This is a genomic window from Shewanella sp. K8 (assembly GCF_028823715.1).
In the GTDB taxonomy this organism is placed as follows: Bacteria; Pseudomonadota; Gammaproteobacteria; order Enterobacterales; family Shewanellaceae; genus Shewanella; species Shewanella algae.
On sequence record NZ_JAPEHY010000038.1, the window covers coordinates 23,715 to 45,379 of the forward strand.

Sequence of the window (21,665 nt, forward strand, 5' to 3'; positions counted from 1 at the left end):
CACTAAAGTGCGGCGCGGGTTCATTGGCGACGATTTGCTGTTTCATCTGCATCTCCTGTTGATTGAGATCGAAGCCGCTCCGGTTCAGCGCTGCCACTTTGCTCGCGCACCCGGCGGATATCCCTGAGCAGGTTTTGCAGCAGCTCGGAATCATTGAGCCTTTCCACGGCCAACGAATAACGTCGGCGCCAGTTGGGATACTCAGCGCTGGTGCCCGGGATATTGACCGCCACCTTATCGCCAAGCAGATCTGTCAGCGGCAGGCTGAAAAGTGCACAGCGCCCCGAGGCGACTGTGACGGCGAGGTTATGGATCAAGTTTTGGGTATAGGTGACAGAGTCCGGATCAAGTGCAACTTTTATCTTGTTTTCAAAGGGATAAAATTGCGACAGCCAAACTTCAAGAGCCTGAATATCCCTGCGGCGGTCATCGCTTTCCCTTGCGTATTGTTCAGCACCCAGCAGGCCAAGCTCCCGCCTGAGCCGGAGATCTTCTTCTTCCAGCCAGGCTTTGAGCGGCGCTACATCATGGTTGCTCAGCATCATGATGGCGTTTGGCTTGTAGTCATTTGGCGGCCGAAATCCACCAAATTCAGGGAAATCCTGCTGCTCACGGCAAAAATAGAACAGCTCATTGGAGTACAGCCCGCCAAGCTTAAGCGGCGCTACGATTTGCGGTGGCACCAGCCCAAGGTCTTCACCAATCACCAGGCAGCGGGCACGCTGGCTCTCCAGCAATAAAATTGCCAGCAGGGTATCGAAGGGGTAATAAACATAGGCGCCTTCAGGCTCGCCAGACTCAGTTTCGGCTGCAGTTTCAATCTGGTTTTCGGCCTCGGCCGGCCACCACCAGAGACGAAACAGCGACATCACGTGATCTATCCGAATGGCACCACAGTGGCGCATGTTGGTGCGCAGCAACTCAATAAAGTGGCTAAAATCCGCTTGCTTGAGACCGACGGGATCCAGAGGCGTCAGCCCCCAGTTCTGCCCTTGGGGCGCAAAGGCATCCGGCGGCGCCCCTATGCTGGCACCTTGGCAAAACTGACTCCGATGCTGACTCACCTCAGTGCCACTGCCAACTGTGCCGACAGCCAGATCCCGGATAAGGCCGATACTCATGCCAGCTTCTATGGCGCGGGACTGGCACAAGGCCAACTGCTCTTCGGCAACAAACTGCAGATAGAGATAAAAATTGGCATCTGCGGGCCAGTCTCCGGTGGCGAAACTTGCCTGCTCCCGGGCATAGTGCTGCAGCGCCAGTCCCTCCCGGCGCACAAAGCCCTCGTAGCCCTGGCGCCTGGGAGCATCCTTGGGCAAAGCGTTGAAACGCTGCCACATTGCTTTGAGGCGGGCACACTTATCACGGCTGACAGCGGCATAATCCAGCCAAGGGCTGAAGGCCGTTTGCTCGGCAAAAGATTCAGCATCACAGATTGGTGCAGTCCCTTCGGCGCAGAGCGGCGGCGAGATATACAAGGGGTGCAGGCGGCGTCTGTCTATTGGGCTGTAGGGACTTGGGGAGGCATCCTCAGTGAGCTCCAGCGCATGCAGGGGGTTGAGCAAGATAAAGTCCAGCCCCTTGTGGGCCAGTTGGGTTATCAGCTTCAGTAAGGCTCCAAAATCACCCATGGTCTCAGGGCCGGGAGTATCCTCCTGCCAGAGCGAAAACAGCTGCACGCTGACGCCCCAGGGCCTGCGATGAGGCTCGTTTTGCCACGCCGTGTTTTTTTGCAGTACGCCTTGGAAGGCCTGCCTTGGCGCCACCATCAAGGTGCCCATAGCAAGCAGCCTCTCATCGCCCTCACGTTCGATGATAGATAAAGACACCCTATGGTAGCCAAGTCCGGGGGCGATGCCACAGTTGCCGGAAACCTCGTCCAGTTTAAGCTCGTGCTCAAGATAGCAGCGCTCACCGATACGATAATCGCCGCGCACCGGGCAGTCTGCCGCTGAAAAGCTGACAACAAACTCCTCACCCAGTTCACTCGTCAGCGTCAGCTGCAGCACCTTGGATGGCAAAGACTGCGCCTCGAGTCTGAACCTCAGACCGAGACTGTCGAGATAGCACCACTGAAATGAAGGCAACAGCTGCTGCCAGGGTTTGGCATCGAGCTGATGGATCCGCCGCTCAATCCAGAGCTCGCTCGCCTCTTCGGGTATAGGGCCACACATGGCGCAGAGGATCTGTTTGCGTGTGCCGGCCGATGTAGGGCAAAAACGCCCATAGCTGTCGCTGAAGCCGTCCCCTATCCCTTGCAGATACAGCAACTTCTCCAGTCCCATCTCAGCACTCCACGCCAATCACCTTAAGTTCCCTGTGAGCAGATAGCATGCCAGGGCAAAATAACAGCAATAAGACAGAGGTGTGTCAGCCAAGTGACAAGTATTTAATATTTTAATTCAGTAGCTTGTGAAAATTCGCCCTGATGTTGGGCGAGCGTCTCGCAAAAGGCACCAAAGGTAAATGAGTTGCACCAATGACTCAAGACTGTGCAATCTTTCACCAATTGAGTGCAAGACATCGCCGACAAAAGCCGGGATTGGCAACCAGGGGTGGAAAACGGGGGTCAGACAGAAATCAATCTTGGGGCCGCTGACGGCGACCCGCTTGTAAAGAGGAAAACTCAGCTCTTGGTTTGCTTTGGGGTCACAGCTTCCGGCTCATCGCTCGGCTGAATTTGTCCCACCAACAGCATGGGGGCGGCATCCAGCTCTTCGGCATCCATCATGGTGGCAATACGCTCCACGGCCGACAAGAGCTGGCTCTGCTCCCAGGCCTCCAGCGCCTGATAGCGCTTAATAAAGTGCTCCTGCAGCGGTTTGGGCGCCTGTGCCAGCAAGGCAGCACCGGACTCACTCAGCAATAGGTGTACCTTGCGCTTATCGGTTTGGCTGCGCTGACGTATAACCAAGCCCTTGGCTTCAAGACGGTCGATGATAGTGGTGACTGTGGCAGGACTCAGATTGATCTCGGTCGCCACCTGTTTGGCGAGCGGCGATCCCATGGAAGCGATTTTCTGCATCACCATAAGCTGCGGTCCGGTGAGGCCCGAGTGCTTACTGAGCTGCCTGGAATGCAGGTCGATGGCGCGGATCACTTTGCGCAGCGAGATTAATAACTGCTCATACTTTTCCATGAATACTTCCTACTCACACTGGTTCGAAAAGGGCTACTGAAATCACAGCTAGCCGAAAGGCGCCAGCTTATCAGAAAAGCTCTGCAAACTCATAGCCCATCGACTCAATAGCTGAGTTTTCAAAAATACCACCGCCGACAAATGCAACTTCAGATCAACAAATTGCTCATCTTTTGTTGATACAAAAACCTCATAGTGCAATCATTAGATAACTAACGATTAGAGCTCAAATTAATTATTGAGTGTTAATTATCAGAAAAGGACTATCCCCATGTCGGCCACCAGCCTGAAGTACAAGAGCGAAGAAAATCCTATTCCACTGAAAGTCATCACAGAGAAGCGGCCATTTTCCAGCCATCAGGCGCTGATGCAGTTTGATGTTGCCAATCACTCCTGGCGGGAAACCTTGTCACTGAGCTTTAAGAATGACAAGCAACTATCCCAGGTATTCAACAATATTCGCGCGGTCGATGACCAAGTTTATGAAGTGATTGCCGCCAGGATCACCCCCTATATAGCCCAGCTGATGGACAAAGATGATCCCAACTGCCCAATTCGGTTGCAGTATGTTCCAGAACAGGATGAGTTGGAGGTCGCCCCTCATGAAATGGGCGATCAATTGGCGGAAGATGACATGATGCCAGAAGGCACCTCGATAGTGCACAGGTATCCCAATCGGGTGTTGTTCCTGGTGCATAACATCTGTGGCTCCTATTGCCGTCACTGCACCCGCAAACGCATGGTGTCCGATCCGCTCAACGTGATCTCCATGGACAGGATCCGTCGCTCGGTGGAGTATCTGCGCCAACATACAGAAGTGCAGGACGTGCTCCTATCGGGCGGCGATCCTTTGCTGCTCACTGATGACAAGCTGGATGAAATTCTGTCGATGATCCGAGAGGCCAGACCGGATCTGAAAATACTGCGTATCGGCAGCCGTTTATTGGCGCAGCTTCCCACCCGGGTCACGCCCGAGTTGTGCCGGGTACTGAAGCGTAACCGAGTCACACTGATCAACACCCAAGTGAACCACCCCAGAGAAATCACCCCCTTATTCAGCAAACATATCGCCATGCTCAGGGAAACCGGCATCATGCTCGGCAACCAGAGCGTGCTGATCAAAGGCGTCAACGACAGCATAGATACTATGCAGGAACTGGTGATGGAGTTGGTATCCATAGGCATACGTCCCTATTACGTCTATGCCATGGATCCGGCGCCGGGCAACAGCAAATTTCAGGTCAGTTATCAGCGAATGCTGAAAATCTATCATGGCATCCGCGGCTGGGTATCCGGCCCGGCAATTCCCACCTTTATCGTCGATGGCGTCGGCGGTCTGGGTAAGATGCCGGTGCAGCCGGAATATGTCAGCAGGCAAACAGGCCCGGAAGGCGAGCGTCTGATAGCCACCAACTTTGAGGGGCGCAGTGCCGACGTATCATTCCTGCTACAGGAGTGATCCATGCACCCTTTGGATTATGGGATTTTCCTGGCGTACCTCGTAGGTTTACTGGGGTTTGGTTACTTCCACTTCAAACGCCACAGTGACGGCGATGACTACTATCTCGGTGGCCGCAATATCAAAGCCAGGCACGTAGGCTTTTCCATTGCCGCCACGGATGTGGGCGGCGGATTTTCCATAGGTCTTGCCGGTCTCGGCTTTAGTATGGGGCTGGCGGGCAGTTGGCTGCTGTTTACCGGTTTGCTGGGGGCATGGTTATCTGCTGTGTTTGTTATTCCCAGGGTCAAACGTCTGGAGCAGGGCGAGCGCTTTTATACCTATCCGGATCTGCTCAAGCACAGATTCGGGACCAGAGTCGCCATGTTGGCCGCCTTGATCTCCTGTATCGGGTATCTGGGGTTTACCGGCGCACAGATCCTCGCCGGTGCCAAACTGGCGGCCGCGACCCTGCTGCCAAAGGGCTTCGATGCCTTGCCGCCGCTGCAGTTGGCACTCTGGGTTATAGGCGGAACCACCATCCTTTACACTGTATTTGGGGGTCTCAAGGCGGTTATCTATACCGACAGCGTCCAGTGGCTCATTTTATTGCTGGGCTTGATTGGCTTTACCCTGCCCTACGCCCTGGTCGAGGTTGGTGGCTGGCAAGGGCTGAGCCGCAATCTGCCGCCGTCCCATATGTCACTGACCGCTATAGATCCCATCACGGCCATCAATTGGCTACTCACCATCACACCCGTGTGGCTAATTGCCATGACTCTCTATCAGCGAATGTTTGCCTGTAAAGATAGCGCCACCGCCAAGCGCGCCTGGTATCTGGCCGGGGTGCTTGAATATCCCCTGATGGCGATATCCGGCGTTTTATTGGGGATGTGCGCCAGAGTCATGTTGCCACATATGGACAGTGAAATGGCGGTGCCGGCGATGATCCGCGATCTCTTGCCAATGGGCTTTACCGGGCTGATTATCGCGGCATACTTTTCCGCCATCATGTCCACCGCCGACAGTTGCCTGATGGCGGCATCCGGCAACCTGACCCAAGATCTGCTCGGGTTGGATCCCAGAGGGAACAACACCCTGAGACTGTCGATGATTGCCACTCTATTGCTGGGGCTGGCAGCCATCTATCTCGCCAGTCAGGCCAGGCAGGTATTGGATGCCATTCTCTATGCTTATGCCTTTATGGTTTCCGGGCTGTTTGTCCCGACTCTGGCGGCGCTGTTTTGGCCCAGAGTCAGCTCCACGGCGGCACTTTGCGCCATGTTAGGGGGCGGCCTCACGGCGCTGGCGCTACTGACAGAGCTGCTCAAGCTGCCGGATGGCTTGGCTAAACTCGGTCTGGATCCCAGTATCTATGGCATTTTGGTTTCCGCCGCTTTGTTGCTACTGGTCAACATCATTCACCAACCAGCTCCCAAGCCCCGGCTCACCTCGCATCAGGACAGTTCACACTCATGACCCAAGCTCAATTTGATACGCAGCTCAACTTACTCGGCGCCCACATCCAGCATGGCCCGGCCAATGATCGCATCTATCTGATCTCCCTTGGTAATGCCGAACCCGGGCCTTTACTGGATGCACTGAGTGCCCTGGCGCTGCAACATGGCTACGGCAAAATCATCGCCAAGCTACCTGAGCATAAGGCCGGTCTGTTTTTGGCATATGGTTTCAGCGAAGAAGCCAGGATCCCCAATTTTTATCAAGGCCAGGACGCCGTATTTCTCGCCCGCTACCAGGACAAAACCAGGCAGTTTCGCACCATGCCGGAGTTGGATACCCTGCTGGAGCGCGCCAGGGCGGATATCAAGCCTGAATTCCATTCAGCGGCCGAGGTCAGTCGCTGCCACGAAGAGGACCTGCCACAGATGGCTAGGCTCTATAGCGAGGTGTTTCCCAGCTACCCCTTCCCCATTGAAGATCCGGAATTTTTACGGCAGAACATGGCCAGTGATGTCGACTACTTTGGGATCCGCCAACAAGGGCAACTGATAGCCCTGGCTTCGGCCGAAAAGGATCCCAAGAGTCTCAGTGCAGAGATGACAGACTTCGCCACTCTGCCACAGGCCCGCGGACAAGGCTGCGCCAGAGCCTTGCTCGCACATATGGAACAAGCAATATTCCACCAGGGCTACCGAACCGCCTATACCATAGCCAGAGCCGTTTCCGTTGGTATGAACCGCACCTTTGCCGCGGCAGATTACCGCTATGGCGGCCGTCTGCATCTCAATACCCAAATAGGCGGTCAGATAGAGAGCATGAACCTATGGCACAAATCAATCGCTTAAATTTTGTTCAACCCAAAATGTAAACCTGACTTCCCAATATCCCGATATTACTGGCAAGCATAAGGTGCAATTCCCCGCCCCATCCGCGAGAATTCCATGCTTTCGGCTAATGGCCCTACAAGTATTAAGGGGTAATATGGTGGCCGTGGGAGCCGCTGCCATCATGGAAAGAAAGGCGTTATCTGCATCTGTGTCATAAAAACAGCTTTTATGTCACTTAGTTTCAACTTTCTCTTAATTTTCCTTCTTTTCGGCGCAGTTCTTGGCGCTGTCTCACACTTTTTGGTCGGATGAGTTGGTAATTTGACATCAAGAGAGAGATACAGATTTCATTTTCAACAGCATATATAGGTGAACTTATGGCTGCTAAATTCTTTATCCCTTCAGTAAACGTCCTGGGTCAGGGCGCTGTAGACGATGCTATCGGTGATATCCAAACTCTGGGATTCAAACGGGCATTGATAGTGACAGACAAACCTCTGGTCAGCATAGGTCTGGTGGGACAGATCGCCGAAAAGCTGGGTCAGGCAGGCATTACCGCCACTGTATTCGATGGCGTTCAACCGAACCCAACCGTTGGTAACGTGGAAGCAGGCCTTGAGTTGTTGCGCGCCAACGACTGTGACTTCGTGATCTCCCTGGGCGGCGGTTCACCACACGATTGCGCCAAGGGTATTGCCCTGGTTGCAGCCAATGGTGGCTCCATCAAAGATTACGAAGGCGTGGATCAGTCCACCAAGCCGCAGTTGCCGCTGGTGGCTATCAACACAACCGCCGGCACCGCCAGTGAAATGACCCGCTTCTGCATCATCACAGATGAAAGCCGTCATATTAAGATGGCCATTGTCGACAAGCACACTACCCCCATCATCTCGGTCAACGACCCTGAGCTGATGCTGAAAAAACCTGCCAGCCTGACAGCGGCAACCGGTATGGATGCGCTGACTCACGCGGTAGAAGCCTATGTTTCCATCGCCGCCAACCCTATCACTGATGCCTGCGCCATCAAGGCTATTGAGCTTATTCATGCCAACCTGATCGATGCGGTAGAGCATGGTGACAATATCCAGGCCCGTGAACAGATGGCATACGCCCAGTTCCTCGCCGGTATGGCATTCAACAACGCCAGCCTGGGTTACGTACATGCCATGGCGCACCAGTTGGGTGGTTTCTACGATCTACCCCATGGCGTTTGTAACGCACTCTTGCTGCCTTATGTGCAGGAATACAATGCTCAGGTCGCGGCTCCAAGACTGAAAGATGTTGCCAAAGCCATGGGTGTTGATGTCAGTGCCATGAGCGATGAACAGGGTGCTGCGGCAGCAATCAAGGCGATTAAAGAATTGGCTGCGGCAGTAAAAATCCCTGAAAACCTGACAAAAATTGGAGTAAAAGCCGAAGATATTCCTGTACTTGCAGAGAATGCTCTGAAAGACGCCTGCGGCTTTACCAACCCCAAACAGGCGACTCACGAGGAAATTTGCCAAATTTTCACTAACGCACTTTGATACATATGTAATATAATTTCATAGTCTGCTTTTTCCCTGCAATGAGAAAGCTGTACAAGAGGCCCGCTCACCGAGCGGGCCTCTTCTCTTTCAGTTACCACTCTCTTCAAGCTTCCAAGCCCATCAGCTCAGCATTTCAACGGTTATTCGGCAACAGCTAAATTTTGAGATCTGTCCCCGGTTTATTTCTGTCGAATACAGGCTAAATGAGATTAAGAGCAACAAGCAATAAGGAGTACACCCCGCGTTTGTAACCCTTGTCACAGTGGCCGATTGTTAGTTCAGCCCCTATGATAAATTCAGGAATCAACCAGGCAGGATACCTTATGACAGCCATTACCCAGATAATCAATTACACAGTTCGTTGCCCCCATTATCAGGATCAGAGCGCCGAAGCGACATGGCGCAATCACATCGAAATCAATCACTCGGCAGAAATCGCCCTCGACCGACTCAGTAAGTGGCATGCTCACTCTGGTAACAGGGTATTTTGTTTTCAGAACATAGTGGTGCGTAAGGCTGAAAAGGAGGAGGCTTACTTCGCCATGATCAGCGAGAGATTAAAACCCAGCGGCCATGCCCTGGTCACGCTCAAAATTTTTATGGACAAGTGCACCAAAGACACCTCTGTCGAAGAGATAGTGGAGCACATATATCAAGACTGTCAAGCTCGCCTGGAAAGCCTTGGTTGAACCGCCCTGGAGCCGATTCCCCCTGAGTCAATCAAGCTTCCATAGGCAATGCTCTCAATTGGCCGTATCCTTGTCATCTCCTGGTAAAGATACGGCCAAACAAGCGCCAGTTCACAGATTTACTACGGACAACGGCGATAGATCACAGTTATTCAATTCATTCCGGCACAAATCCGATAGATAATATCATTTCTGAGAAAATCATTTCCTTATTTTTCAAAAGCTAATAAAAGAAAACTCAAACTTACCCCAAATATAATCCATTTTTAGGCCAATTGTTGGCAAACCCTGCCACTGCTAGACTTTCCACCGCGGGCCAAAGTCTAAAGATCTCAATCATTCAGGCCTTGCGGGGTTGATGCAAATCAGGACGACCGAGTTCGCCTGCCGGAATAACAGAATTTGTTTTTAAATCTGCAACAGGAAAGCCATTAAATGCACGAGTTAGCCAATATCGTCATCGTCGGCGGCGGCGCCGGTGGTATGGAGATCGCCACCAAACTGGGCCATAAACTGGGCCGCAAAGCCAAGGCCAGAGTCACGCTTATCGATGTCGCCGACAGCCATGTCTGGAAACCCCTGCTCCATGAGGTCGCCACAGGCGCATTGGATGTCGGGGTTGATGCCATCAGTTACCGCAGTCACGCAGCCGCTCACGGCTATCACTTTCAGCAAGGCGCCATGACGGACATAGACCGCAAAGCCAAGCAAGTGATACTGGCGCCCATTTGTGATGACAAAGGTGAAGAACTGTTGCCATCACGGCGCATCGACTATGACTATCTGGTGGTTGCCATCGGCAGTATCGCCAACGACTTCAATATTCCCGGGGTGCGGGAACACTGCGTCTTCCTCGACAACACAGAGCAGGCCATGGCCATCCGCCAGCGCTTGTTGAACAAGTTTATGCGTTATGCCAGCCATCAACAGTTGGATGAGAAGATCAAAATCGCCGTCGTCGGCGCCGGTGCCACCGGGGTGGAGATGTCGGCCGAAATGCATCACGCAGTGGATCAGCTCAAGGGCTTTGGCTACAAGATAGATACCAGCCTGTTGGAAGTCACCCTGATTGAGGCCGACAAACGAATACTGCCCAAGGTGGAAAAGGAAGAGATCTCGGCCGCAGTCGCCAGAGAGCTGAGCACTCTGGGAGTCCGGGTGATGACCAATACCCGTATCACCCAGGTGACGGCCAAGGCGTTGACAACCAGTGAAGGCGAAGAGATCCCGAGTGATATGGTGATCTGGTCCACCGGGGTCAAGGCGCCTGAGTTTCTCCACGGCATTGGCGGCCTGGAAAGCAATCATATCCATCAACTGCTGGTCAAACCCAATGCCCAAACCACGCTGGATGAGCATATCTTTGCCATTGGGGACTGTGCCGCTTGTCCGCAGCCGGACGGCAGCTGGGTGCCGCCAAGGGGCCAAGCCGCCAGGCAGATGGCCTTGATGACAGCGGATAACATCATAGCCATGCTCAGCGGCAAGACTCCCTCGAAAGAGTACCTTTACAAGGATCTCGGTTCACTGGTGAACCTGTCACGCTTCCACACGGTCGGCAACCTGATGTCTTTCATTGGCGGAGGCGTCATGGTCGAAGGCAAGATAGCCAGATTTGTTTATACCTCTCTCTATCGCCGCCATTTGATAGAGCTGCACGGCGTGGTCAAGGGCACCCTGCTGATGTTTGCCAAGGGGATAACCCGGATAATCCATCCCCACCTCAAGCTGCATTGATAAAGGGGGGCGCCAGGCGCCCCTCTTTTATTTGCCACGCCGGCAAGGCTATAATCGCTGCAGACTTACTTACCCGTAACAGACGAATTCAGATACTGCCTATGACAGCTCAATCCGCCGACTTTTCCAATATCAACCAAAGCAGCGCCCAGTCCTTCAAGGCGCAGAAGAATCTGATCAAACAACTGCTGGCCGGTAAAAAAGTGCCCTGCCCTAAATGCCAACAAGCCTTGAGTGCCACCTTGCCATCGGCAAAATCCACCTCAGAGCTTGCCAGCATCCGCTGCCCCAAAGGCTGCACTGATATTGAGCTGGAAACCGAACTGCCGGGCAAGTGAGTAAGCCCAATAAAAAAGGACCGCAACAGACGGTGGAAATCATCTGCTGCGGCTGCAAGGCAAAACTGTTCAAATATCGAAAGGGCGGCAAAGGCGCCTTGGTTAAATGTTTTGTCGAACGGATCCTGACAGATCATACGCAAACGCCCTGTACCTGCCCCGGCTGCGGCCAGGTCTTCGCCCGTCAGGCACTGATCCGCGGCGTGCCTGCATTCAAGATTATCGGTGGCAAGGCGCGCATGAATTAGCCCCCTTGTACGGGCGCAGAGCCTTTGCGGCGCAGATAGAAACGGTAGTATCCCAACAGATTGCTGCCGATAAACACAGACTCCATCAATACCGCCATCGGCGAACCCAACAGGATGTTATTCAGCAGCCAGCAACCGCTGCCGAAAAACATCAGCTCCCTTAATCTCTTGTCATCACGGCAAAAGGCCGCCCTGGTCTGCAACAAACTGCCGGCCAGACTCAAAAGATCGAGCCATTGATTGAAACTCAGGGCCACGGCCGTGACCGAAGCGGCCATAAACAGCCACATCAGACGTCTGTCAACGGTGAAGATACTGACAAAGAATCTGACACTGGCAACCAACATTAAAATGGCCGGGCTCCAGTGGTCGAGCAAGATAAAATGCGCTGAGATCAGCAGGCCCGACACCACCAGACAAGCGAGCACGGCGCGCCTATGCCTGAACTGGAATGACAAAAGATCGCTAAACAGCGCCAGAGTGACCAACAGCTGTGAAATAACAAAAATGGACAACACAGTATCCCGGAAGATTGAAACCGGCCGCTATTGTGCTGTGCCATTGAGGCGATGGCATTAACTTAGGTTAAGACGCCGGCGAATGCGGCTGAGACTCTCAGGGGTGATGCCGATATAGTTGGCCAACTGCACCTGGCTCAGGGCGCTTATCCAGTGTGGCCAGTGATTTTTTAACCACAGGTAGCGCTGCTCTGGCGACTTGAGCAATAGAAAAGCTTCTTTCTGCTCCTTGTAGCGCAGCTGGGCACGCAGCAATGAAAGCTCGGCGCGCTGAAACCCGCCAAGCTCAAACAGGTTCAGGGGCACAACCACCAGAGTGCTGTTTTCCAGTGCCTCAAGTTGATAACGGGCAGGCTCAGCACTGAGAAAACTGCTGTAAAGCAGACAAAATTCGCCAGGGAAATAGAACTCTTTGCAGCGCTGCTGCCCATCACTCAGATAGTGGCAGGCCCGCAGCAGACCATTGAGCAATAAAAAGCCCGACTGCTGTTTGCCACCTTGTGCCAGCAGCACCTCACCTGCCTGACAACTTTTCAACTGAGCCTTATCCAAGAGTGGCGCCAAAGCACTGGGTTCAAGCCCCAACTCAAGGAAAAAGTCTGTCAGCGCCTGAAAAGCGGCCTGATGAGACATAGATTCATGGCTCATTCAGTCGGGCGCCTATTGGGAAGAAGACGGCAGAATCGAGGTAAGCGTCACAAAGAAAGTGCGTTCCATATACTCGCCCGGCGCTTCGGCCATGGATTGCTCCTGGGTGCGGGTCTTCAGCGCCAGAGTCACGCTATAAGGCGGGTCGAACGGCTCTTTGGGGGTAATGGCTTCAATCTCAATCCGGTCGCCGAGAAACTGGCTGGCCAGATGCGCAATGGCGCCGGTTTGATAGTCGAATCTGAACATGCCCAGGTACCAGAACACACCTGAGCCCTGGGTTGTCACCGCGAACGGAACAACAAACTGCATGGATTCGGCATTGCCGGGCAAGTTTAAAGGGGTCAGCTTACGGTAATCGAGCAACACCTCCCCACGAACCACTTCATCCTGATATTCGCCAAACGCCAGATGCTGCTCTTCCTTAAAGCCGGTAAGAGTGACTGACTTGTTGCTGTCCGGCAAACGGATCCTGAACTGTTCACGGGTATCCAGACTGAACAGCCGCTTCATCACCCCCTTGGCCCCGCCATCGAATTCAGCCAGTGGACGCACCATATCGTTTTCCCTGACATAGAGGTCATCCTCGGTGAAGTTGAACCTGTAGATCCCAAGAGCGATCACCGCCAGAAACACCAGCCCCAACACTACAGCCACACGAATAAACAGCTTCATAATCCATCCCGTTAACACACAAACCCGGCCATATCGGCACACAGACTTACCTTAACCCCAAAGCCTAATGGCCGCAGCCGGGATCTGAATTCCTGTCAGCCCGGGTTCAGTCAAAACCGCCTTTTTCAAAAAATTTTTGAAACTAAAGCCAACGGCTGCCTGCTTATCCCAGGAAAGCTTTTCTCTATGATAACGCCAATCAACCAAATTCACGTTAATTTAAAGGATATTACACCATGAAATACGGTATCGGATACCTTTTGGGGCTTGGTGCTCTGGCATTACAACCCTTGGCCCATGGCGCAGATTTACAACTGAAAAGCTCATTAACGGCCAATCAAGTCATACCGGCAGACTACTACTGGAACCAATTCGGTTGCAGCGGTGCCAACCTGGCGCCCAGGCTGGACTGGCAAAATGCGCCGGCAGGAACCAAGAGTTTTGCCATCACCTTTTACGATCAGGATGCTCCCACTGGTTCAGGCTTCTGGCACAGGGTGGTATATGACATTCCCGCCAATGTCCACAGCCTGCCAGGCGGCAAAGATGGCGGCCCCTTACCGGAAGGCGCCATTGAGTCAAACACAGATCTGGGAAAACCCGGTTTCTTCGGCCCTTGCCCACCCGAGGGACGTCAGCACAGATACAAGTGGACAGTCCATGCGCTGGATGTGGCCAAACTGCCGGTAAAACCCGACTATTCGGCGGCGCTGACCGGCTTCTTCCTCTGGCAACACACTCTGGCCAAGAGCGAACTCGTGCTGCTGGCCGGCCCAAGAAAGGAGTCAACCCGATGAAACTCCTGACTCTGTCTACCCTACTGGCCGGCGCACTGGCCTCCTTTGGTATCTCAGCCGCCGCGGCACCCGCTTCGCAATTCTCTGAGAGCCAAGTTCAGGTTTACCGCACTACAGAGCAGGCTGTCGGTGGTATCAGCTTCACGCCTAGCGGGCGTATGTTGGTGAGTTTTCACCCCTTTTACGAGCCTGAAACCAAGGTGGCGGAAATCCTCGCCGATGGCAGCAGCAAACCATTTCCAAACCGCGACTGGCAAGGCTGTGTTCGCGCCGACGGCAGCCAGAAAGATCCCGATACCTGCCTCAACTGGGTTCTTGGTCTGCGTACCGATGCCAACGGCATTGTCTGGTTGCTGGACTCGGGCCAGGCCAGCCCCAGAGTCATCCCGAAACTGGTGGCCTGGAACAGCAATACCGACAAGCTGGAGCGGATTATCCACTTGCCATCACCTGTATCCCTGCCGGAGTCGCAGCACAATGACTTACTGATATCCCCCAAGCATCAGTTGATTGTTATCGCCGATGAAGGCATTGCCACCGGGCCTGTGGGCGACAAGGCTGCTCTGGTAGTGGTAGATCTCAAAACAGGCCAGAGCCGCCGGGTACTGCAGGGCCATCCGAGCGTGATGCCCGACACCAAGCGCCCGATAGTGATAGATGCCGGCACAGCCGGGCAGAAATCGATTCCCGTTTATGTGGGCGTCGATGGTATTGCCATGGATAAAGATGAAGAGTGGCTCTACTTTGCCCCGCTCAACAAGGGGGAGCTGTACCGGATCCCCATGTTGGCGTTGGCCAATCCTTCCCTGCCGGCAAGCGTGCTGGCCAATCAGGTGCAGTTTTGGGCCCGCAAACCCAATAACGGCGGCCTGAGCATAGATGTCGACGGCAATCTCTATCTCACCGAAGTCGGCGAGCGCCGTATCGGCATTATTCCGGCAAGCAGTCGTGAGTATCGCCCCTTTGCCGCAGATCCGAGAATGATCTGGCCAGACGGTGTCAGCCTGGGTGCCGATGGCTTCCTCTACAGCGCCGCCGCACAGCTGCCGCTGTCTGCGCCACTGAACGATGGCAAGGCCGAAAACCAACCCCCTTACTACATCTTCCGCTTCAAACCTTTGAGCGCTGGTGTAGCAGGAAACTGAAACCAAGGAGTCCATCATGAATATTCAGGGATTGGATCACTACACGCTGCGCAGCAGTAAGCTGCAGCAGACCCGTGATTTCTACTGCCGGGTTGTCGGCTTGAGCGAGGGCTACCGCCCTGCGTTCGCCTTTCCGGGCTATTGGTTGTATGCCGCAGACAAACCTGTGCTGCATCTGGTGGCCGCCGAGCAAAACCCGGCACTCGAGGCCTACCTGGGACAAAGGCGCAGCACCAATGGCTCCGGCGTCGTGGATCATCTGGCCTTTCGCGGCGCAGACCTAAGTGCCATGCAGCACAAACTGCTTGAACTTGAACTGCGTTTTCGTGAGCGGCAGGTCCCTGAAATTCTTGAACATCAACTGTTTCTGGAAGACCCCAACGGCATTACCGTCGAGATGATTTTTCCCTTCTCACCGGACAATAAGGTCCTGGGAGAAGCCATGCCCAAGCTGAGATTTCGCTGATCCTAACGGCCATACCATTGACAGGAGAAACCCCATGCCAAACCCGATACCAAACCAAGCAGTCTCTTCAGCATCAAAGGAAACGCCGCTGCGGCTGGGAGTCACCAATCTCAGCTTTCACCGGGCCACTGCCGCCATTGTTGTCCATGTGCTGGATATCATGGGTAAATCGGTGCAATTGAGTTTTGCCGATCATCAGGCCAACTTCGACGCCCTGGGCCGGGGCGAGCTTGATCTGCTCTGCTCCGCCTGGTTACCCCACAGCCACGGCATCTATCTGGATAAGGTCAGGCAAAATCTAGAAGTGCGGGAACTGGGGCTGCATTATGAACCCTATGCCCTCTGGGGCGTGCCAGAATATGTGCCGCAAGAGCAAGTGGATTCGGTGACGGATCTGCTGCGCCCAGGCGTGTTGGAGAAAATGCGCCGCCACATTCAAGGCATTGGCCCGGGTGCCGGCATCAGCCGTTTCTCAAAACAGATGATGCAGGATTATGGTCTGCAACAGGCCGGCTATGAGTTCCATACCGGCACTGAGCAGCAATGTTTCGACGCCTTTGAGGATGCACTGCAACACAAGGCCTGGGCCGTGGTGCCCCTGTGGCAACCCCAGTTTTTGCATCATAAATACAAGATACGGGAACTCAAGGATCCCAAAGGTCTGCTGGGTGGCAAAGATCGCGCCGTACTCTTGCTGGCAGAAAATGCCGCCGGTCACTTTACTCAGGCTCAGCTGCGGGTGCTGGATAATATTCGGATGCTCAATAGGGACATTGCCGAGCTGGACTATGCCATCAACCGCGAAGGCCTTAGCGCAGAAGAAGCTGCCGGACGTTGGCTGAGTGCTCATCCGGTTATCCTGTCCCAATGGCTGTCTCCCCTTTGGCGTCGTCAAACCTGTGAGGAATCGAACCATGATGCATGACACACCTGAGCAGCGGCTCAACGCCCTGGGAATGAGTCTGCCCCGGGTCGCTTCGGCGCTCGGCAACTACGAGCCTGTAGTGATCAGCGGCCATCAACTACTGACCTCAGGCCAGTTTCCCTTTGAAGATGGCAAGATAAAGTATCAGGGTCGGCTAGGGGTAGATCTGCAATTGTCGGATGGCTATGCCGCCTGTCAGTTGGCGGCGCTCAACGCCATAGCCCAATTGCAACAGGCGTTGGGAAACCTCTCACGAATAAAACAGATTATCCGCCTCGAGGGAGTGCTCAATGTGGCCGACGGCTTTTTCGACCACCCCAGAGCCTTGGATGGTGCCTCGGATCTGCTGCTGGCGGTATTCGGTGAAGCCGGACGCCACACCCGGATGATCTGGAGTAACCCTGTAATGCCACTGAACAGCTTGTGTTTGGTCTATCTGGTGGCGGATCTGCACCCTCTGGAGGATTGAAGTCACTTAAAGGCCAGCTTGCTTTTAATCCCCGGCTTGCCGGGGCGGATCATCGCGGTCGTCTGCACCGGAAGCTCATCAGGCTCAGGACTCAAGTTCACCCAGCCAGCCCTTGAGCAGCGCAGCCAGTTTCTGCCTGTCTTTGACCGAGATCCCTTTAAGCAACTGCTGCTGAGCCGCCATATGGGCCGGCAGTGCGGCCTCTACCTTGGCCTTGCCTTCGGCAGTAAGCTGTACATTCACCGCCCGACGGTCTTCGGTACAGTGACTGCGGCAGATGAGCCCTTTCTGCTCCAGCTTATCCAAACGGCTGGTCATGGCGCCTGAGGTCAGCATCATGCTCTGGTGCAATTGCCCCGGGGTCAGAGTGTAAGGCTCACCGCTGCGACGCAAGGTTGCCAGCACATCAAACTCCCCCTGACGCAGACCGAACTCGCCATGGCAGCGAAGGATTTCGGTTTCTATATGCTTATGTATTCTGGCCAGGCGACCAAAGACTTCCATCGGTTGCAGATCGTCAGTAACACCGGCGGCCAGCCACTGACTGACTATGGTGTCTACGCCATCCTTGATATCTTTGGCTTGTGGTTTGTGGGCTTGTGGCTTGTGGGTTTGTGTTTTCAGCTCTTCCTGCGACATAATTATCTCGATAACAAGATTCTTAACAAGGAATCATATTCCAGCGTGCGACAAATCCCAAGCCCTGAAATGAAAAACGCCGCAGAAATCGATCTCTGCGGCGTTTTTTTAACTGAATTAATCAGCGAAGAAGCGAACAGCTCCGCTTAAGATTTCTTCACATAGCAGCTCAGGATAACGATGCGGGTACCATTGACCCGGCCTTCGATATGCTCAGGGTTGTTGGTCAGAGCTATGTTACGCACGGCGGTGCCGCGCTTGGCCACAAAGCTGGTGCCCTTCACGTTGAGATCTTTAATAATCACTACGGTATCACCGGCGGCCAACTGAGTACCATTGCTGTCCAGTGTCGGCGCCGAATCATCGCTGTCGGCCGCCAGAGACTCGGCATCGCCCCAGGCTTTGAGATCCTCTTCCAGATAAAGCATATCCAGCAGATCCTGGGCCCAACCTTCGCCACTGAGGCGCTTGAGCATGCGGTAAGCCATTACCTGTACGGCAGGAACCTGACTCCACATACTGTCGTTCAGGCAACGCCAGTGGTTAACATCCATGGTGTCCGGGGCGGCAATCTGACCTTCACAGGTAGCGCAGATCATGATGTCGCCGTCGGTGCGATCACCCGAGTGAGGCAGATCGTAGACAGACAGAGCGCCTTCGGCTCCACAGAGTTCACATTTCCCGCCACAGCGGCTTTGCAGTTCAGTTTCTGAAGTCATTACTAATATTCTTCGGTCAGGCAAAACGCACATTATGCCGCAAAATCAGAGCTTGATCAGGTTTGCAGCTCACAAAAGCACAAAATAACTGGGGTTTTATCAGAACTGGTACGCCAGACTGAGGCGAATGTCCCGTCCCTGAGCCGCAATGCCATCGGCCAGATGCGGACTGTAATACTGGTTGGTCAGGTTACGCAGCGCCAGCCTCAGCTCAAGCCCCTGCAACATATCTTCCGGCTGGAAGGCAAGATACAAGTCTTGCAGAAAATAGGCCTGGCTGGGTCTGTCGCTGACAAACAGGCCCTCATCCGGCACCTTCTGCTGCGCATCATACCAACTGCCACGCCAGGAGAGTGACAGCTCGGGAGTCAGGTAATACCCCAGGTGCAGACGCATATTAAGCGGAGGAATGTCCGCCAGGTTTTCATCCCTGCCACTGCTGTCACGCAGGCTGCCGCTGTGCTTGCCTCGGGTATAGGAAGCCGTATAGTCGGCAAACCAATCGTGCCAACGGTATTGAGCCTCGAAGTCGCCACCGTAGATATGGTAGCCGTCGAGATTCACATAGCCGCTCTCAAATGGCTGACTCTTGTCGACCCAGAGCCCTTTGCGCTGGGCGATATCCTGTTTTCCCTGATTCCAATACAGAGTCAGTTGGGTCGAGAGCCTGTCATCGCCGGCGAAGACCCCATCAAAGGCGCTGCTCAGCCCAAGCTTGTAGGCGTGCAGCCGCTCGACATCTACCCCGCGACTGGTCGCCTGAGCACTACTGGCCTTGGCATATTGCACCGCATAAATCTCATCCACCACAGGTGCTTGCAGGCTGTAGGCATAGTCCAGGGTCAGGAAACTGACATCACCGAGACGGTATTCCAGCCCAAGTCTTGGCGACCAACCGCTGTGGCGGGTAGAGGAAAAATCATGGCCGACACTGGGGTCGTTGTAATCCGGCGCCAGATTGCCATGGCCTATGCTGTAAATACTGTCGAAACGCAGCGATGGTTTTAGAATGAGGTTATCCGTCAGGGCAATGCTGTCGCTGATATAAAAGGCGTAGGTATCCTGGCGACCTCCAGGCTGGTAGTAAGGCGTGTACAGGCCGAAGTTTTTCTCCGCCTTGTTCTGATAACTCTTGTTGAATACCAGTGAGCGGCGATCGAGCGAGCGGTACTGCAGCCCCACAGTCAGCAAGTGGTCACCCAACTGGCTGGTGTTGTTGATATCGATAAAGTCCCTGTCGTATTCGAGCCAAGACTCGTGGCCAAAGTTACCCACAGAAACAAACATCTTATCGAAGGCTATCTGGGGCCTTACCCAGTGCCTGTCGTTACTGCTGCTGGACAGCGCCAATTGCAGATCCCACAGCGGACTGGCCGGTGTATAACGGTAGTTGAGTGAAACTGTGCGGTCTTTGTAACTGTTGAGGGCGGTATTGGCGTATTCTGCCGCCTCAAAAGAGCCGTACTTTTTGATATTGAACTCAGATACAGTGGGCATTTCGCCGCGACGGTTGGCCCAGGGTTTACGGCCTTCATCATCGTAGGAGGTATAGCTCACAGACAACTTATGCGCCCCTAGCTCATAATCCAGCTTGGCCAGGAGGTTGTTTTGCCGATAGCCTGAGAAACGAAACACCTGGCCGTTGCCCAGCTCAAGATCGCCGGCATCTTTATAGCTGTAGTTAACAAGTGCCGACAGCCCTGAGTTCAAGCGGCCATAAAGCGTACCTGTGTAAGTCTCCAAGCCGTTATTATCGGCATAGCTGGCCTTGACTCTGGCACCCAAGTTTTTGCCGTAATCCAGAAAATCATCGGCACTCTTGGTCACCACATACATGGAGCCACCGAAACCACCATTGCCGGAGCGGGGATCGTGGGCGCCCTTGATCACCTCAATTCGCTTGACCATATCCGGGTCGATAAAGAAAGAGCCGTAGCGATACTGTTCAAACCCGACCGGGGCGTTGTCGACATAGACATTGAGATCTTCTGTCTCACCAAAGCCCCAGACATTGATTTTCTCACCACCGCTGCGGGGGCCGCCATCAAGAGTGATGCCGGGCACAGTGTCCAGCACTTCGGCAAAGTTTCCCGCCTGTTGCTCCTCTATGTCCTCCAATGTCACCAAGGCTTCGCCCGGACGGGTCAGCGTCAGTTCCCGACGAAAAGGCTGGCCACGCACCTCTATGATCTCTATCGCTTCCACCTTAGGCTCACCCAGCACACTGCTACCACTCTTGGACGGCTGAGAAGTGGCGGCCAGCAAGGGCCAGGGCGCCAAGGCACACAGCAGTAATGGCAGCTTGCCGCTCGGCGCCATTCGCCGGGATTGTTCGCTTGTCATCTATCATCTCCCCTTAAAAATAAGGCGGCATTATAAGAATCAAGCTGACAAATGAGAATTATTCTCACCGATATTTACACAGGATCCAATTTGGTTATCTTTGTTTTAAAAATGTAAAACCGCTTGACTCACAACAGGCTTTCACCTGAGATATCGCCGTGAAGAAAATGGAGAACAAAGATGAGCTTCAGCGAACAAGGTTTTGCCTTTCTGACCCGGCTGGAAAACAACAACGACAGAGCCTGGTTCAAGCAACATCAGGACGAATATGAAACCCTGCTCAGGGGGCCGGCACTGACATTTATTGAACAGATGCAGCAGCCTATTCAGGCCTTGTCTCCCAGATTGACGGCGGTCGCCAAGAAGGTCGGAGGCAGTTTGATGCGACCACAGCGGGACACTCGCTTTGGTCACGACAAGTCGCCCTACAAGCTCAATGTCGGGATCCAGTTTCGCCATTTTCAGGGTAAGGATGTTCACGCTCCCGGGTTGTATCTGCATCTGGCCAACGATGGCTGCTTTATCGCTGCCGGGATCTGGCGCCCCGAATCCAAGGTGCTCGGCGCCATCAGGCAATGTATCGACGACAACCCACGCGCCTACAGCAAGGCGTTGGAGGAATTACAGCGCCAGGGGTTTACGATGGACGGTGACAGCCTGGTGCGGCCCCCCAAGGGGTTCGATAAAAGCCACCCATTGATAAACGAGTTGAAACGCAAAGACTATGTGGCGCTTAAGATGCTGACAAAAGAGCAGGTTTGTCGCAGCGATTTTGTCGACTTCTGTGCCAGTGAGTTCCAACACACCCAGGCGTTGATGCGTTATCTGTGTTTCGCCCTGGACTTGGATTATTGATGTCTGTTCCTGGATTATTGATTGCCGTACCCGGGCTTAAACCGCCCAGGTACAATCTGG

At 54.0% G+C, this 21,665-nt stretch carries 22 protein-coding genes; 14 read left to right on the forward strand and 8 right to left on the reverse strand.

The genetic code is table 11. From position 1 onward, the window contains the following. Positions 1–20 precede the first annotated feature (20 nt). Together malQ and ON072_RS17685 are read right to left on the reverse strand one after the other, a co-directional pair. Positions 21–2,285 (reverse strand): 4-alpha-glucanotransferase, encoded by a 2,265-nt coding sequence (gene malQ / locus ON072_RS17680; RefSeq protein WP_261752845.1) that lies wholly within the window; start codon positions 2,283–2,285, stop codon positions 21–23. Between the two features lie 341 nt (positions 2,286–2,626). Further along, on the reverse strand, positions 2,627–3,139 hold the full coding sequence (locus ON072_RS17685; protein WP_025011422.1) for a MarR family winged helix-turn-helix transcriptional regulator: 513 nt from the start codon (positions 3,137–3,139) through the stop codon (positions 2,627–2,629). Between the two features lie 271 nt (positions 3,140–3,410). Here ON072_RS17685 and ON072_RS17690 point away from each other — a divergent pair, with 271 nt between their 5' ends. The 8 genes from ON072_RS17690 (at position 3,411) to ON072_RS17725 (ending at position 11,406) form a co-directional block, all read left to right on the forward strand. Beyond that, complete coding sequence (locus ON072_RS17690) at positions 3,411–4,598, forward strand: KamA family radical SAM protein (RefSeq protein ID WP_025889420.1); 1,188 nt, start codon at positions 3,411–3,413, stop codon at positions 4,596–4,598. A gap of 3 nt (positions 4,599–4,601) precedes the next feature. After that, positions 4,602–6,056, forward strand: a complete 1,455-nt coding sequence (locus ON072_RS17695; RefSeq protein ID WP_156020050.1) for a sodium:solute symporter family protein — start codon at positions 4,602–4,604, stop codon at positions 6,054–6,056. After that, a complete protein-coding gene (gene ablB, locus ON072_RS17700) occupies positions 6,053–6,883 on the forward strand; it encodes a putative beta-lysine N-acetyltransferase (RefSeq protein WP_208163474.1) in 831 nt (276 codons plus the stop codon). Before ON072_RS17695 ends, ablB begins: the two co-directional genes overlap by 4 nt. 359 nt (positions 6,884–7,242) lie before the next feature. Next, positions 7,243–8,391 carry an L-threonine dehydrogenase gene (gene yiaY, locus ON072_RS17705; protein ID WP_045282928.1) on the forward strand — a complete coding sequence of 383 codons (1,149 nt, stop codon included), beginning with the start codon at positions 7,243–7,245 and terminating at the stop codon, positions 8,389–8,391. A 326-nt stretch (positions 8,392–8,717) separates the two neighbouring features. Beyond that, a complete protein-coding gene (locus ON072_RS17710; protein ID WP_107005650.1) occupies positions 8,718–9,083 on the forward strand; it encodes a cytoplasmic protein in 366 nt (121 codons plus the stop codon). Positions 9,084–9,518: 435 nt separating this feature from the next. After that, entirely contained in the window at positions 9,519–10,820 is a 1,302-nt protein-coding gene (locus ON072_RS17715) for an NAD(P)/FAD-dependent oxidoreductase (protein ID WP_025889419.1), read from the forward strand. Between the two features lie 101 nt (positions 10,821–10,921). Further along, entirely contained in the window at positions 10,922–11,158 is a 237-nt protein-coding gene (locus ON072_RS17720) for a hypothetical protein (RefSeq protein WP_044733954.1), read from the forward strand. Then, positions 11,155–11,406, forward strand: a complete 252-nt coding sequence (locus ON072_RS17725) for a hypothetical protein (protein ID WP_028778989.1) — start codon at positions 11,155–11,157, stop codon at positions 11,404–11,406. The genes ON072_RS17720 and ON072_RS17725 overlap by 4 nt, the downstream gene beginning before the upstream one ends. Here the strand turns inward: ON072_RS17725 and ON072_RS17730 are convergent. Genes ON072_RS17730 through ON072_RS17740 form a run of 3 tightly spaced genes read right to left on the reverse strand, consistent with a single transcriptional unit; the run spans position 11,403 to position 13,247 of the window. Further along, on the reverse strand, positions 11,403–11,921 hold the full coding sequence (locus ON072_RS17730; protein ID WP_208144642.1) for a YgjV family protein: 519 nt from the start codon (positions 11,919–11,921) through the stop codon (positions 11,403–11,405). The genes ON072_RS17725 and ON072_RS17730 overlap by 4 nt on opposite strands. A 60-nt stretch (positions 11,922–11,981) precedes the next feature. After that, complete coding sequence (locus ON072_RS17735) at positions 11,982–12,572, reverse strand: Crp/Fnr family transcriptional regulator (RefSeq protein ID WP_274626117.1); 591 nt, start codon at positions 12,570–12,572, stop codon at positions 11,982–11,984. Positions 12,573–12,584: 12 nt separating this feature from the next. Beyond that, positions 12,585–13,247, reverse strand: coding sequence for a hypothetical protein (locus ON072_RS17740; protein WP_044733953.1), 663 nt, complete (start codon positions 13,245–13,247; stop codon positions 12,585–12,587). Between the two features lie 236 nt (positions 13,248–13,483). On the opposite strand from ON072_RS17740, the gene ON072_RS17745 reads away from it, so the two are divergent. The 5 genes from ON072_RS17745 to ON072_RS17765 are packed head-to-tail and all read left to right on the forward strand — an operon-like array spanning position 13,484 to position 17,049. Further along, entirely contained in the window at positions 13,484–14,044 is a 561-nt protein-coding gene (locus ON072_RS17745; protein ID WP_208124331.1) for a YbhB/YbcL family Raf kinase inhibitor-like protein, read from the forward strand. Next, a complete protein-coding gene (locus ON072_RS17750) occupies positions 14,041–15,189 on the forward strand; it encodes an L-dopachrome tautomerase-related protein (RefSeq protein WP_274626118.1) in 1,149 nt (382 codons plus the stop codon). The genes ON072_RS17745 and ON072_RS17750 overlap by 4 nt, the downstream gene beginning before the upstream one ends. A 16-nt stretch (positions 15,190–15,205) precedes the next feature. Then, a complete protein-coding gene (locus ON072_RS17755; protein WP_274626119.1) occupies positions 15,206–15,655 on the forward strand; it encodes a VOC family protein in 450 nt (149 codons plus the stop codon). Between the two features lie 34 nt (positions 15,656–15,689). Continuing rightward, the gene (locus ON072_RS17760; RefSeq protein WP_274626120.1) at positions 15,690–16,580 is read left to right on the forward strand and encodes a glycine betaine ABC transporter substrate-binding protein; all 891 of its coding nucleotides are present in this window, start codon (positions 15,690–15,692) and stop codon (positions 16,578–16,580) included. Then, a complete protein-coding gene (locus tag ON072_RS17765) occupies positions 16,570–17,049 on the forward strand; it encodes an Atu1372/SO_1960 family protein (protein WP_274626121.1) in 480 nt (159 codons plus the stop codon). The genes ON072_RS17760 and ON072_RS17765 overlap by 11 nt, the downstream gene beginning before the upstream one ends. A gap of 84 nt (positions 17,050–17,133) precedes the next feature. On the opposite strand, the gene ON072_RS17770 is transcribed toward ON072_RS17765, so the two are convergent. From ON072_RS17770 to ON072_RS17780, 3 genes are all read right to left on the reverse strand, one after another. Continuing rightward, the gene (locus ON072_RS17770) at positions 17,134–17,688 is read right to left on the reverse strand and encodes a MarR family winged helix-turn-helix transcriptional regulator (RefSeq protein WP_159352354.1); all 555 of its coding nucleotides are present in this window, start codon (positions 17,686–17,688) and stop codon (positions 17,134–17,136) included. Between the two features lie 146 nt (positions 17,689–17,834). Continuing rightward, on the reverse strand, positions 17,835–18,407 hold the full coding sequence (locus ON072_RS17775; RefSeq protein ID WP_025890059.1) for a PhnA domain-containing protein: 573 nt from the start codon (positions 18,405–18,407) through the stop codon (positions 17,835–17,837). A gap of 99 nt (positions 18,408–18,506) precedes the next feature. Then, positions 18,507–20,750, reverse strand: a complete 2,244-nt coding sequence (locus tag ON072_RS17780; protein WP_274626122.1) for a TonB-dependent receptor domain-containing protein — start codon at positions 20,748–20,750, stop codon at positions 18,507–18,509. A 180-nt stretch (positions 20,751–20,930) separates the two neighbouring features. Here ON072_RS17780 and ON072_RS17785 point away from each other — a divergent pair, with 180 nt between their 5' ends. After that, a complete protein-coding gene (locus ON072_RS17785; protein ID WP_144135653.1) occupies positions 20,931–21,605 on the forward strand; it encodes a DUF2461 domain-containing protein in 675 nt (224 codons plus the stop codon). The last annotated feature ends 60 nt before the right edge of the window (positions 21,606–21,665 follow it).